Origin of the sequence: Frankia sp. AiPa1, assembly GCF_023243075.1 — a bacterium.
Lineage (GTDB): Bacteria > Actinomycetota > Actinomycetes > Frankiales > Frankiaceae > Frankia.
Window position 1 is genome coordinate 22,858 of sequence record NZ_JALKFZ020000131.1, and the last position, 13,199, is coordinate 36,056.

The 13,199-nt window shown below is 69.6% G+C and carries 10 protein-coding genes and 2 pseudogenes; 8 read left to right on the forward strand and 4 right to left on the reverse strand.

Annotation, left to right across the window (positions count from 1 at the left end):
• Positions 1-210: 210 nt before the first annotated feature.
• The gene (locus tag MXD95_RS13360) at positions 211-1,416 is read right to left on the reverse strand and encodes an LLM class flavin-dependent oxidoreductase (RefSeq protein WP_250640928.1); all 1,206 of its coding nucleotides are present in this window, start codon (positions 1,414-1,416) and stop codon (positions 211-213) included.
• A gap of 86 nt (positions 1,417-1,502) precedes the next feature.
• Positions 1,503-2,498 carry a helix-turn-helix domain-containing protein gene (locus MXD95_RS13365; RefSeq protein WP_250640929.1) on the reverse strand — a complete coding sequence of 332 codons (996 nt, stop codon included), beginning with the start codon at positions 2,496-2,498 and terminating at the stop codon, positions 1,503-1,505.
• A 106-nt stretch (positions 2,499-2,604) separates the two neighbouring features.
• On the opposite strand from MXD95_RS13365, the gene MXD95_RS13370 reads away from it, so the two are divergent.
• Positions 2,605-3,405, forward strand: coding sequence for an SDR family NAD(P)-dependent oxidoreductase (locus MXD95_RS13370; RefSeq protein WP_250640930.1), 801 nt, complete (start codon positions 2,605-2,607; stop codon positions 3,403-3,405).
• 219 nt (positions 3,406-3,624) lie between these two features.
• Positions 3,625-4,134 (forward strand): nuclear transport factor 2 family protein, encoded by a 510-nt coding sequence (locus MXD95_RS13375; protein WP_250640931.1) that lies wholly within the window; start codon positions 3,625-3,627, stop codon positions 4,132-4,134.
• Between the two features lie 47 nt (positions 4,135-4,181).
• Here MXD95_RS13375 and MXD95_RS13380 read toward each other — a convergent pair whose 3' ends face one another.
• Positions 4,182-4,913, reverse strand: a complete 732-nt coding sequence (locus MXD95_RS13380) for an SDR family oxidoreductase (protein WP_250640932.1) — start codon at positions 4,911-4,913, stop codon at positions 4,182-4,184.
• Between the two features lie 80 nt (positions 4,914-4,993).
• On the opposite strand from MXD95_RS13380, the gene MXD95_RS13385 reads away from it, so the two are divergent.
• The 3 genes from MXD95_RS13385 to MXD95_RS13395 all read left to right on the forward strand — a co-directional run bounded on the left by MXD95_RS13385 (position 4,994) and on the right by MXD95_RS13395 (position 7,764).
• Positions 4,994-5,689: a TetR/AcrR family transcriptional regulator gene (locus MXD95_RS13385; RefSeq protein WP_250640933.1), complete on the forward strand. Its 696-nt coding sequence runs from the start codon at positions 4,994-4,996 to the stop codon at positions 5,687-5,689.
• A gap of 353 nt (positions 5,690-6,042) precedes the next feature.
• Entirely contained in the window at positions 6,043-6,816 is a 774-nt protein-coding gene (locus MXD95_RS13390) for a sulfite exporter TauE/SafE family protein (RefSeq protein WP_250640934.1), read from the forward strand.
• Between the two features lie 288 nt (positions 6,817-7,104).
• Positions 7,105-7,764 carry an NADPH-dependent F420 reductase gene (locus tag MXD95_RS13395; protein ID WP_250640937.1) on the forward strand — a complete coding sequence of 220 codons (660 nt, stop codon included), beginning with the start codon at positions 7,105-7,107 and terminating at the stop codon, positions 7,762-7,764.
• 204 nt (positions 7,765-7,968) lie between these two features.
• On the opposite strand, the pseudogene tnpC reads toward MXD95_RS13395, so the two are convergent.
• Positions 7,969-9,264: pseudogene (gene tnpC, locus MXD95_RS13400) on the reverse strand (IS66 family transposase); the annotation flags it as partial.
• Here tnpC and MXD95_RS13405 point away from each other — a divergent pair.
• From MXD95_RS13405 to MXD95_RS13415, 3 genes and pseudogenes are all read left to right on the forward strand, one after another.
• Positions 9,253-9,657 (forward strand): annotated as a pseudogene (locus MXD95_RS13405) (SAM-dependent methyltransferase); the annotation flags it as partial. The pseudogenes tnpC and MXD95_RS13405 sit on opposite strands and share 12 nt — an antisense overlap.
• Before the next feature lie 695 nt (positions 9,658-10,352).
• A complete protein-coding gene (locus tag MXD95_RS13410) occupies positions 10,353-11,285 on the forward strand; it encodes a hypothetical protein (RefSeq protein WP_250640935.1) in 933 nt (310 codons plus the stop codon).
• Positions 11,286-11,627: 342 nt separating this feature from the next.
• A complete protein-coding gene (locus tag MXD95_RS13415) occupies positions 11,628-13,064 on the forward strand; it encodes a hypothetical protein (RefSeq protein WP_250640936.1) in 1,437 nt (478 codons plus the stop codon).
• Positions 13,065-13,199 lie beyond the last annotated feature (135 nt).

Genomic DNA, 13,199 nt, shown 5'->3' on the forward strand with positions numbered 1-13,199 from the left:
GACAGCGGCATCACCAGGCCGGAGGACCTCGCCGGCAGGACCATCGGCGAGTTCGGACTGTGGGGCCACGACCCGGGCGTGTGGATGAAGGGCATTGCGGCTGTGGACGAGCGAGGACATCTTCGTGCCCGAACTCCTGCACACCTGAGCCGGGATTCGAGACCCAGGTCAGCCGACACCCAGGTCATCCGAGACCGAGGTCATCCGTGGTCATGACGGTCGGGCCTGCGAGGCGGCGTGGTCCTGGACGGCCTTGCCGATCGCGGCGGCCGTCTGGTCCTTCCAGGTCTGCGAGAGGCTGACCTGCCAGTCCTGGGAGCGCAGCGGGCCGGCGGAGGAGCCGGTGAAGTGTGGCATGACCTCGCGGGCGAACAGCTCGTAGCTGCGCCTGGTCGCTGCCTGGTCGGCCAGGTCCGCGGCCAGGATCAGGTAGGTGCCGAAACCGCCGGACTGCTGCCACAGGCGCTCGATCTGTTCGATCGCCATGTCGGGGGTGCCGCAGATGAACGAGCCGGTGGCGTTGCCCCGCTCGATGCGCTCCGCCAGGGGCGTGCTCGGGTCGCCGGGAATGGGCAGCACCTTGGACTGGTAGGTCTGCACGTCGATGAGGCCGTACTCGACGTCCTTGGCGGCCTGCTCGGCGGTGTCGGCCAGGTGCATCTGGCCCATCAGCCGCCAGGACCGCCGGTCGACGGTCTTACCGTGCTGCTCGGCGACCTCGTTGGCGACCTTCCAGTGCGCGCCGAGCGCGTCGAAGCCGCCGGCCTGGCTGGCGGCGATCGACAGCATCCCGGCGCCGAACCGGCCGGCGGTGCGCGGCCCGGCGGGGGAGAAGGTGGCCGCCACGGCGATCTCGGGGCGGGGCCAGGTATACGGCGCCAGCTGGAGCACCGCGTCCTGCAGGGTGAACCAGTCGGTCTTGCGGGTCACCGGCTCCCGGCCGTCGAACAGGGCGACGATGGCCTCGAGTGACTCCTCCATCATCGCCCGCTGCCGGTTGGTGTCGATGCCGAGCATGTGTGCGTCGGATGCGAGCTGGCCGGGGCCGACGCCGAGCATGATCCGACCGCGGGTCAGATGGTCGAGCAGCACGATCCGGTCCGCGACGTGCAGGGGGTGGTGGTAGGGCAGGGAGACCACGCCGGTGCCGAGCCGGATCTGCCGGGTGCGGGCGGCGGCGCTGGCGATGAACAGCTCAGGGGAGGCGATGATCTCCCAGCCGCCCGAGTGGTGCTCGCCGATCCAGGCCTCGTCGAAGCCGAGTCGGTCCAGGTGATCGAGGAGGGCGAGGTCCTGTTCGAGCAGCAGGGTGGGGTTGCGGCCGGCGCGGTGGAACGGCGCCAGAAAGACGCCGAAGGTGAGCGGCCACCGCTCGCCGCGGGCCACCTCGGTGGAGATCGTCCGGGACAACGACATCGGGATCCTCCTGAGCTCGGCCTCGACCCCGGAAGAGTCTCAATATGCACAACACGAATCAAGAGCTGCATTATGCGAACGACGCACTATGCGAACCCGGTCCCAGGGGGTTCGCGCCTGCCTGGGGGCCGGCCGTGCGCGGCCACCGTGACGCTGTCGGCGGCGGCCCGGACGCGCTCGCCGAGTTCGAGGACGGTGCTGCCCGGTAGCGGCCCGTTCCGGCGCCGCTCGAGTCCAAAGATCAGGCACAGCACGACGACGACCGACCCGCCTGCGTCGAAGACCGGGGCGTTGATGGACGTCGGGCGGTATTCGGCGGCCGGGTCAACCGTCGCCGGCAACGTGCCGGCCAGGTTGAAGGCCCGGCCGACGTCCGCCATGAGCCGCCGCAGCGCCGCGGTGTGCGCGGCGTCGCTGACCTGGTCCTCGTCCAGCTCGCTGAGCAGGGAGCTGAGCCGCTCGTAGAGATGGTCCTCGATCTCGACGGCCCAGCCGCGGGAGCGGATACCGGCGAGCCCTGGGGTCAGCCGCGCCAGCGCGTCGGCCGGACGGTCCGGTCCCAGCCGGGCGAGCCACGCCTGCGCGGCCGCCTCGTCGGCCCACGCCACCGACACCGCGCCGAGCGGGGGCCGAGGCCGGATGCGGTCGCCCAGACGCAGCGTGTGCATGCCGAACGTGACGCTTGCGGGCCGGGCGGCACCGGCTGACGGCAGGCCGATCTCACCGACGAGCAGGTCGTCGTCCTCGCCCGGGATGCCGCCGGCCACCAGGGCGACGCAGGGCACACCGGTGTCGGCGGCGAGGTCGCGGGCCACCGGGCGGGCGAGGTCGAGCGCGGTGTTGCCCTGCGCGGCGGCTCGGCCCGCGGCTACCAGCGCCGGGCCGAGCCGGTAGGTGCGCAGCTCCGGGTGGCGTAGCAGCCAGCCGCGCCGGGTGAGGGCAACGACCATCGGATGGACGGTGGCCTTGCTGACGCCGACCGCTCGGGCTATCTCGGCCAGGGCGAGCCCATCGGAGGGCCGGCTGGCCAGCAGGTCGATCAGGTTGAGGAGCCGCTCGGTCTGCGGTGACGGTCTGCTCATGGTGCTGTGCATCTCATGGTGCTGTGAATGTAGCTCGCCGGCAGTGATCAGTGTTCGCATAGTGCACCTCTTGAACTGGCTTCTGCGTACCACCAGGCTGTCCTGCATGGCAGACCGGATCGTGGGAAAAGTCGCTGTCGTCACCGGCGCGGCGAGCGGGATCGGGCGCGCGGTGGCTCGGCGATTCGTCGCGGAGGGTGCCCGGGTGGTGGGCGGCGACATTGACGAGGTCGGGCTGGCCGCGCTCGCCGCCGAGCTGGGCGATGCGTTCGTCGCGGCCCGGTGCGACGTCACCGTCGAGGCCGACGTGGCGTCCCTGGTGGAGCTGGCGACCAGCCGGTTCGGCGGGTTGGACATCGCCGTCGCCAACGCTGGCGGAGGCACTGCCGCCGAGCTCGCCGACCACGACTTCGCCGAGTGGCGCCGGGTCGTCGACCTGTGCCTGCACGGGGCCTTCCTCACCGTCAAGCATGCCGGGGCGGCGATGCGGACGACTGGGCTCGGCGGGTCGATCGTGACGATCGCCAGCCTCAACGCCGTCCAGCCCGGCCGTGGCATGGGCGCCTACTGCGCGGCCAAGGCCGCGGTCGTCGCGCTCACCGAGGTGGCCGCGATGGAGCTCGGCCCGGCCGGCGTGCGGGTCAACTCCGTCGCGCCTGGGCTGGTGCGCACCTCGGCCACCAGCCGGCTGTGGAACCGGCCCGGGGGGGTCGACGAGTTCGTCGAGAACACCCCGCTCGGCCGGTTCGCCGAGCCGGAGGAAGTGGCGAGCGTCGTGCTGTTCCTCGCCTCCGACGAGGCGAGCTTCGTCTCCGCCAGCCTCTACGGGGTGGACGGCGGCGCCCGGACCAAGCGGTACCCGGACACGATCTCCGCCATCCAGCGTCTGCGCGGCGCGGCAACCTGACGAACCTGCACGCGATGGCGACCGTGCGGCGGATGGCGACCGTGCGGCGGATGGCGGCGCGGTCCGCGTCGTCAATGCGGTCCGCGTCGTTATATTGACGTCAACCTCGACGTCGACCACCAGAACTCGCGTTGCCCCGGGTGGACGGGCTTACCGCACCAGCTGTCGGGCCGTCGCCGCGCGCCGCAGCGGGATCAGAGACCAGGAGCTGTTGACCCCATGAGCGAGACGCCTCCCGAGGACGCCGTAGAAGAGCTGCGCCGACGTCTGCTTCTCCTTGAGGATGAGCGCGCGATCGGTCGGGTCGTCCTGTCCTACGGACCGGCGGCCGACTCCGGTCAGGCCACCCGCGCCGGCTCCTTGTGGCACAAGGACGGGCTCTACGACTGGGATGCCGGGGGCGATCCCCTCCAGGGCGGCGCCGCGGTGGAGAGCATGCTCCAGACCGGGGCCCACCAGGGGCTGATCGGCCACGGCGTGGCTCACTTCGCCGGACCCATGCTGATTGACGTCCAAGGCGATCGCGCGACGGCCCTCAACTATTCCTTGATCATGCGCAGGGAGGAGGGCCGGTTCTATCTGTGGCGGGTGAGCGTCGCCCGATGGGACCTGGAGCGCCTCGACTCGACGTGGAAGGTCCGATGCCGGACCAATCGGCTCCTCGACAGTTCGGGCGCCGGTCGCGAACTGCTGGGCGACACCCTCGACGCCATCTTCGGCACCATCTGACGACCCTCGACAGGCACGGCGATGGGACGGCCGGTCAGGTCAGCCGATCAGGTCAGCCGTAGCCCGCCGTCGCAGGGCAGGACCACGCCGGTGATGAAGCTGTTCTCCAGGACGGCGGCAATCGCCGCGGCGACGTCCTCGGGTCGGCCGTTGCGCCGGACGGGGGTTCGGCTCGCGAACTGCGCCAGTGTGGCGTGCCGGGTGTCCGCTGGCAGATCGTCCCACCAGCCGGTCTCGACGACGCCAGGGGAGACGGCGTTCACTCGTCGGGGGGCCAGCTCGGCGGCGAGGGGTGCCACGGCGGCCTCCAGCGCGCCGTTGACCGCGGCCAGTCCGGCGGTTCCCGGTAGCGCCGCCTGAGCTGAGGCCGCGGTGACCAGTGTGATCGAGCCGTCGGCGGCGAGCGTCGGTAGCGCCAGGGCCACGGCCCGCAGGTGGGCGACCGACTTGCCGAGGAACGCCCCGGCCAGGTCGGCGTCGGCGAGTTCCGTCGCTGGTCCGGCTCCGCCGCGCCGGGTGACGGTGACGACCAGGTCGCTGATGGGTCCCGCCTCGTCGAAGAACGTCCTCAGCGCGTCGGCGTCCTCGGCGTCCACCTCGATGCCCCTGGCCGATCCGCCGAGTTCCTTGACCGTGGCCTCGAGCCGGTCGCGGTTGCGGCCACCGATGGTGACGGTCGCGCCTCGGTCGGCGAACAACTGTGCGGTGGCGAGCCCGATTCCGGCGCTGCCCCCGAGGACGGCGATGTGACGGTCTGACGTGCTGCTGCTCGCGGACATCGCGAACCTCCATTTCCGAACGGTGCGTTCGGTAAAAGCTAGCATAGATACCGAACGGTGCGTTCGGTTACGATGCGGGGGTGGATGAACAGCCTGTCCGCCAGCCGGGGCGGCCACGCAGCGAGCGGGCGCGCCTGGCCGTCCTCGACGCGACCCTGGCGCTCGCCGGCGAGGTGGGGCCAGCCGGGCTCTCCATGGAGGCCATCGCGAAACGGGCCGGCGTGAGCAAGGAGACGCTCTACCGCTGGTGGCGATCCAAGACCGAGGTGATCCTCGATGCGATGGTCGAGCGCGGGCAGGCGAGCATCCCGCTCCCCGACAGCGGCAGCCTCCCAGGCGACGCGCACGCCTTCCTGAGATCCACGGTCGATGCGCTCGACCGCACCACCGTTCTTCTCCTGCGGGCCGTCGCCGCGGCGGCAGCGACGGATCGGGCGGTCGCGCATGACGTCCGGGACCGGTTCCTCACCGCCAGGCGAGCCGCGCTGGGCACGCTCCTGGACCGGGCCGTCGCGCGCGGCGAGATCCCGGACGATCGCGCGGCGCCGCTGGTCGATTTCGTCTATGGCTCGCTGTGGTACCGGTTGATCTTCGACATCGGGCCGCTCGACCACAGCTGGGCCGACGAGACCGCCGCGGCGATCACGGCCTCCCCACGGCGGCCGCCGCTCTCAACGCGTGGGGCTTCGTCCGAGGGGCGAGCACGACAGGGGGGCCGGCGCGAGGATGGCGGACGTGGCGAGGGCAGCGAGGACGTCGTGGTGGAAGTCCGGTGAGGAACGTCCCCCGGTCGACCTTCGTACGGATCAGCCGCACCGTGCGTCTCGCGGCAGCACGATGATCTTTTCGGGCATCGATCCGCCACGGTAGGCATACCCCGTCCGCTAGTCCACAGCGTTCACGGGATGATCGCCGCGACAACCAGCGCTGGCGGATGGCGGGTTTCCGGGCACGCGCGCGGCGCTGCCTGTCGCGAGCGCCGAGATCGTCAACTGGCTCGTCTTCGGCGGGAACACGATCGAGACCCGCGGCGACTGCCTCGCCCAGATCCACGCCCACGCCACCGTCGGCGGCTGACCAGAACCTCACCCGGGCCCGCGCACCGCGCGTTTCGGTCAGGATCGGTCAGATGACGACGGTCCTGCTCGGATTCGCCGCCGGCCTGGTCATCGCCATGGTGACCACCCCGGTCGGGGTGTCGGGGGCGGTGTTCCTGCTGCCGGTGCAACTCGACGTGCTCCACACCCCGAACCCGGCGGTCACCCCGACCAACCTGCTGTTCAACGTCATCGCCACCCCCGGCGCCCTGGCCCGCTACCGCCGGCAGAACCAGCTCACCAGCCCTTTGGCGCGCCGCCTTGTCGCCGGCACTCTGCCCGGCGTCATCCTCGGCGCGATCATCCGCGTCCACCTCGTCCCTGATGCCCGCCTGTTCCGTTTGTTCCTGGCCCTGTTCCTGCTACCTCTGGGCATCTGGCTCTGCGCCCGTACCCTGCGCCACCCTCAGCCACGCCCCACCCCGCCACCACAGCCCCGGACCATCACCGTGCTGGCCCTGCTCGTCGGCCTGGTCGGCGGTGTCTACGGCATCGGCGGCGGCTCGATCCTCAGCCCGATCCTCGTCGGCCGGGGCATGCCCGTGCCCACTGTCGCCCCCGCCGCCCTCGCCTCCACCTTCACCACCTCGATCGCCGGCGCCGCCACCTACGCCCTGCTCGCCCTCACCACCTCCGGCAACATCGCCCCCCACTGGGCCCTCGGTCTGGCCCTGGGACTCGGCGGCCTCGCCGGCGCCTACCTCGGCGCCCGCCTGCAACGCCGCATCCCCGACACCAGCCTCCGGCTGTTGCTCGGCGCTCTGGCCATCGCCCTGGCCACCGTCTACCTCACCCACTCGAGCTGACCGGCCGCGAAGATCTCCCCGATGTCGCCACCCACCTGACGGTCCCCGTCAGCGACGTTCGTGACGCTCGATCACAACGCTGGTCGACTTCACCGCCCCGACCACCAGCGGGGTGCCTCGCTCCACCGTGCACGGCCACCTCGACAGGACCAGCACCGGCACCCAACCTCGTAGGCCATTGCCCGTTACTCCACGAGCGGAGCTGGAACAGGTCACCGTTCGAAACGGTTGCAGTCGGCGCGTGGCGAGGCGCCGGTGCCCCGCCCAGATCGTCGAAAGGCGCCAATGATGAAGATCGGAATTATCGGGGCGGGGCAGATCGGCGGGACGCTGACGCGACGGCTGCGTGAGCTCGGCCACGACGTGCGGGTGGCCAACTCACGCGACCCGCAGACCCTGGCGGAGCTCGCGGCGGACAGTGGCGCCACGGCCGTCTGGGCGAGCGACGCCGCCGAGGACGCCGATGTGGTCATCATCAGCATCCCGCAGAAGAACGTGCCGAACCTGCCGGCGGGTCTGCTCAAGGGCGCGAAGCCGGGGGCGCCGGTGATCGAGACGAACAACTACTACCCCCAGCAGCGCGACGGCCGCATCGACGCCATCGAGGCCGGCAGACCGGAGAGCCTCTGGGTCGCCGACCAGATCGGCGCGCCAGTGGTCAAGGTGTTCAACGGGATCTTCTGGAAGCACCTGCTGGAGCGTGGCCGGCCGAGCGGCGCCGAGGGCCGCATCGCGCTGCCGATCGCGGGCGCGGCCGGCCCCGGCAAGGAACTGGTGTTCCGCCTCGTCGACGAGCTGGGCTTCGATCCGGTCGACGGCGGCACCCTGGCGGACTCCTGGCGCCAGCAGCCCGGCACCCCCGTCTACGGCGCGGACCTCGACGCCGCCGGCGCCGTCAGGGCCCTCGCCGCCGCCTCCCCGGACCGTCCGGCGGACTTCCGCGCCTGATGAACACGGCTGCCGCGGTCGCGGCTGTAGGTGGTGTACTACACCACCTACACGGCCGGCGCCTGCTACGCCAAGGTCGAGAAGATCGCGGGCTGGGCTTCCACCGGCCTGCTCGTAGTGGTTGTCGCCCTCGTCGCCGGCCTGTATCCGCGTCGCCGACACCACCAGGTAGCCGCTGATCGCGCGGAACTGGCGGGCGCCGGTGAGGGTGCGGAGGCACCCGGATACTTTCTGCCGAAGTTTGATCATGCGGATGTCGCGTTCGCATCCGTTGTTGTCCGCGGGAACTCGCGGATCGTGGGTGAACCGCGGGTAGTCGGTTTCGCGGTCGATGAGCCCGCAGGCCAGGGCGTGGCGGGCGGCCATGAGTTTCGTGCCCCGCGGTGAGGTCTGGGTGATCCCGATGTGGGCGGCGTGGCGCAGCAGCTGGGTGTGGGCCGCCAGGTCCGTGGCGTTGATCGTGATGCCGGTGGTGGCGGCGTCGACGGACAGGCGGTGCGGGGCGACGAGGGCGTCGGCGGCCTGGGTGGCCCAGCACCAGGTGCCGGCCGGGGCGGCGTCGCTCACGGCCTGCAGTTCGCGGAGCACGTGGGCGACACACAGCTGGTGGGTGGCGGTGGTGTAGGTGTCATACGGCGCCCAGGCGTCGTGGACCACGACCCCGGTGAAGCCGGTCAGCACCCCGAGGGCGTCGATCCCGGCGGTTCCACGCTTCGGATGGCAGTCGATCAACGTGTACTTCCCCGTGCGGGCGCAGTGCACCCAGTGCGGTTTCCCGGCGACCCGCAGCCCGGTCTCGCCGGCGCCGACCACCTCGGCGCCGGCGAGCAGGTCGCGGACAGCGGCGAGGAAACCTTCCAGGTCGGTGGCGGCACGGGCGGTCATCGCGGCGACCGTGCCCGCGGACAGGGGGATGCCGGCCAGCTCGGCGAGCGCGGTCGCGGTCCGCTCTTTCGACAGGAACTGGCCCGCGTACAGGTAGACCGCGGCCGCGGCCACCCGCGGCCCGTACCCCACCCCGGCCGGTGGGGTCGCTTTCGTGCGTGTCCCGCAGCCGCATTCCCGCTCGAGGAGCTGATGTTCTCTCACGTGCGGGCGTAGTTCGGGCAGGTCGAACACCTGCCGGCGTTCGGTCCGGGTCACCGGCCGACCCGCAAGCGACGTCCCGCACCCCGAGCACGGCCCCGGCTCGTGCGCCACGCGCACATCAGGATCGGCGACCATGCCCAGCGTCGACCCCCGATGGCCGTTCTGCCCACCAGGGCGCCGACCCGTCCTCGTCCGCAGTGACGTCGGCACTGGCTTGGCCAGCCCGTCCGAACTCGGTGGCTTCGACGAGTTCCGCGACGTCTTCGCGACCTGCGCCTCCAACTCCGCGATCCGCGCCCGGACCTGTTCCACCCCCGCCCGCAACTGCGCGATCAGTGCCGCCTGCTCCACCACCAGCGCCGCGAGCTCGTCATACGACGGCACCGACGGCACGAGCGGATCACCGGACACACCCGGACCCTACGGTCCGATCAGCCATGCCGCACCAACACCCCGAGATCGTCCGGCCATCGAAACGTCCCCACCAGCCGGGGAACCAAAAACAAACGATCTACAAGACCTGACCAGTTACCCCGGATGTACGACTATTTCCTCGGCGGCAAGGACAACTTCGCCGCCGATCGGGAAGGTGCCGAGCAGGTCATCCGGGCTTTTCCGAGTACGGTCAGCGCCGCCCGGCAGAACCGCGCCTTCATGCTGCGCGCGACCCGGTATCTGGCCGCCGAACAGGGCATCCGCCAGTTTCTCGATATCGGTACCGGAATCCCGACCAGCCCAAATCTGCACGAGGTGGCACAGAAAATCGTACCGAGCGCGCGGGTGGTCTATGTGGACAACGCCCCCACCATGCCAGGCCCGACGATCAGTCACCCGACAAAGTTCCAGGATCTGGCAATGCAGTATTAAATTGGAACTCCCGCAATGGCGCCCGCGCCCGAACGATGCCAAAACACAAACGGATCGCTCGCCGGGATGCTATGGAATTCGGTGTATCGGTCGCGTCCGGAAGCTTTCTTCACGCGACGAGCGAGTGGCTGCCCGCTGTGCGATCACGGCGCCTCTTGTCGGGACACTGATGAGATGGGGCCGAAGCCGGGAAACGCCGACCGGGAAACTGTCGGAGCAGCAAAGTTGGGCAGAGATACCCTGGCAACGCTGATTGGTGAGTGAAGGTGGCCGTGCCCGGCGTCCGACGGAGCTCCGAAAGCCGGAGGGTTGGATGACCGTGAATGTCCTGAGTGCAGCGGACGGCGTGCTCGCTGCGCGCCTTTCGCCGGTATTCGCGGTCATACCGATGACTGCGGTCATCGAACCCTTTGTGTACCCGTGCGCCCGCGTCGGCCCAGCCGCCGGACCACCTAAATTCTTTCCGGGCAGCGAGCTCCGGGAGTGCCCGCGGGCCGTCGCCACACGGGCGACGGTGCTCGGGCAGCGTAACCGAAACGGAAGGATGGAACGCGATGCCAATGTATCCCGACCTGGGACGAAGAAATAAATCGTGGAGACGCGGGGGTGGGTGGCCGGTCGTCGCCAGGTTGATGACCATTGGGGCGGTGCTGGCCGGTGCTCTGATGGTGTCGGGTGGGCCTGCTTCGGCGGCGACCGTCACCGACGTGGCCTGGTCGGTCGACAACAACGTCACGGGCGCGACCGGGGTGACCTACACCTGGAGCTTCACAACCCTGACTGCGGGAACTGTCGCGTCGGTGACGTTCACCGTTCCGGCCGGCACGACCGGCACGCCGACGGTCACGAACGTCTTCGGGCTCGGTGCCGGAACCGTCGCCCTGGGCGCGGACACCGTGACCTACACGGTGACCACCCCGGCTGCGGTTCCCGCCAACACGCCCATCTTCGTCCAGTTCGGTGGGTTCACCAACACGACCACGCCCAGCCCGCCACCTGTCACCTCGACGGTGACGACGCAGGCCGCCGGACCCGCGACGATCGACACCGGCACCAGCGAGGATGTGAACTTCGGTGACTCGAACACCGCGGTGACCATCCTGCTCGGCCGCTCGCTGATCTTCACAAACGACACCCCCGCATTCACCCTGCAGCCGGTCCCCGGCACCCCAGCCGGCCCGGTCGCCGCCAAGGCAGTCACCTTGACCGTACAGACGAACGCCGGCAACGGCTACACGCTGGCCGCGGCCCTGGCTCCAAACCCGACGTTTGTGGCGGAAGAAAGTACCGCCGGGTCCGCCACGTTGACCGTTAACAAGTTCGCCGCTCAGGCCACCCTGACCCCGAGCAGCAGCTCCGGCGCGGCCCTCAGTACCCCATACACCTCAAGCAAATACGTCGGATATGACCCGACCACGCCACAAACAATTGTGACGGCAACCGCCGGAACCAACGGCGGTCTCGACACGCTCGCCCTCAACAACCAGATCAAGGTGGACTTCAGTCAGCCCTCCGGCGCCTTCCATGGAATCATCACATACACGGTGACACCCACCTACACCTAAGGAAAACAGCCAGCATATGGCATTAGTTCCGGTTGGCCATGGCAGCGGGTGTACCCGACCAGCCAAGTCGGGTACACCCCTATTTTGGTAACTGTCCAGTAGGCGGATCGGCAAAACTCATCATAGTGTCATGGCCATCTTGACTGGAACGTCAGAAATGATGGCCAGACAGGAAGAAAATAGCAGCATACGCATGAAGAATGCTATTCTGGAGAATCTCGATCAATGCTCGAGTCTGGATGTGTGAGCCTGTACCCCCTTCTCAACGGCTACCTCCTTTGCGCCATGAGAAATTACGGGCAAGATTGGGGAGGGTAAGATTGGGGGACTGGAGAATGTGGCGTGACACGCATACGGCACCACCACGGCCGGATCCGAGCCGCCGCGACGGTCGCCGCCATGGCGACGGTCGTCCTCGGCATCGGCGTACCAACCCGCGCGCAGGCCGCCCCGCCTGGCGCAACGGCAGCACCGCACGGTCCCCAGCTACAGGTGACCTTCGACCCGCCCGGTATGCCAACATCGGCGGTTCCCGGCCAAACCGCCCTCGCTCACTTCCTGGTCACCAACCCAGGACACGATGCCGTCCCGGTCGGTATCGGCCCAGCCACGCCGATCCCGGGCAACAACGGCCAGTTGGTCTTCGAGGACTCACCGGACCCCCGCTTCGGTTCCGGCGTCTCCTGGTCCCCGTCCCGGTTCGTCGCCAGCCCCGGCTCGACGACATCGATCGAGGTGAAGGTCGCGGTCCCTCCCGCCATGGGGCCCGGCGGCTACCTGCTCGGCTTCCTCGTTCGGCCCTTGGTCGGCGGCCCCGGAGTCACGGTGCTCAACCAGCTGGGCGCCCTGGTCACGCTGCGGGTCCCCGGTGACACCCACGAACATGCCAGCGTGCGTTTTCAGGACCTTGGCCGGAGGCTGCCGGTGCTAGGCCACGCACAACTCGCCACCCACGGGAACGTGACGCTACGCGTCACGAACGACGGCCCGTCCAGCCTGTTCGCATTTAACGAGGTGACCGCGGACCTGCGCCCGACCGGTATCGGCCACGCCGTCCTGCGCGGGCACACCCCGCGCCTCGACAACAACCGCCGGCAACCTCCGCAGCTGTTCATGCCTGGCAAATGGGCCGACCAGGAGATCTCCTGGGGTGCCTTCCCACTCGGCCTCGGCCAGACCCGACTCACCGCAGTCGTGTCCTACCACGCCGACCCGTCCACAACCCGATCCATCACCGTAACGGCCAACGTCTGGGTCGTCTCACCCTGGTGCCTGTTGGCCATCGTCGGCTGGCTGGCACTGCTACTCGTCACGTCCTCCATGCGGGCACACCGGCTCACCCGAGGCAGCCACCGCCAGCGGCGCGCTCCGATCGTACGAGCCGCTCGGGCCGTGACAACCGCCACCCTCGGCCTGTTCGCCGTCGCAATGGTCGGGTTCGGCGACCTGCTCACCTACGGCATGCTGGTCGCCGCAGGGACGCTCGGCATAGCGGCAGCTGCCGTCCGGCCGCGCGGCCGACTCTCCCCAGCCGCCGCCGGACACCGCCTCCGGATTGGCGCTCTGGCGCTCGCGGCAACCGGAACCATCGTCGGAGGGTTCGCCGTCGTGACGGTCGCGCAAGGCCATCCGCCCGCAGTCGTCTGGGGCGTCTTCGCCGCGGTAGCCACCTGGGTCCTCCTGGTACGCGGGCTGCTGCACCGATTCGGGAGAACGCGGGCCATCGCGCGCGACGGACGAGCCGGCGACAACACCACGATCACCCCCAGGCCGGCCTGAGCCGAGCAGTTCGGCGAAGGAGCGGAGAAGTGTCGCCTACTGCGCCAGTTCAACGGCGACTAGTGCCTTGTCAGGCCACGTTCGCCCGCTTGACGATGTCCCGCAGCTTCTGATCTTCGACGTGCTGGTTCCGCC

Bases quoted from the DNA above. Each gene is read 5' to 3' on its own strand.
- MXD95_RS13360 (WP_250640928.1), bottom strand. From the start codon at position 1,416: ATGTCGTTGTCCCGGACGATCTCCACCGAGGTGGCCCGCGGCGAGCGG.
- MXD95_RS13365 (WP_250640929.1), bottom strand. From the start codon at position 2,498: ATGAGCAGACCGTCACCGCAGACCGAGCGGCTCCTCAACCTGATCGAC.
- MXD95_RS13370 (WP_250640930.1), top strand. From the start codon at position 2,605: ATGGCAGACCGGATCGTGGGAAAAGTCGCTGTCGTCACCGGCGCGGCG.
- MXD95_RS13375 (WP_250640931.1), top strand. From the start codon at position 3,625: ATGAGCGAGACGCCTCCCGAGGACGCCGTAGAAGAGCTGCGCCGACGT.
- MXD95_RS13380 (WP_250640932.1), bottom strand. From the start codon at position 4,913: ATGTCCGCGAGCAGCAGCACGTCAGACCGTCACATCGCCGTCCTCGGG.
- MXD95_RS13390 (WP_250640934.1), top strand. From the start codon at position 6,043: ATGACGACGGTCCTGCTCGGATTCGCCGCCGGCCTGGTCATCGCCATG.
- MXD95_RS13395 (WP_250640937.1), top strand. From the start codon at position 7,105: ATGAAGATCGGAATTATCGGGGCGGGGCAGATCGGCGGGACGCTGACG.
- MXD95_RS13410 (WP_250640935.1), top strand. From the start codon at position 10,353: ATGACCATTGGGGCGGTGCTGGCCGGTGCTCTGATGGTGTCGGGTGGG.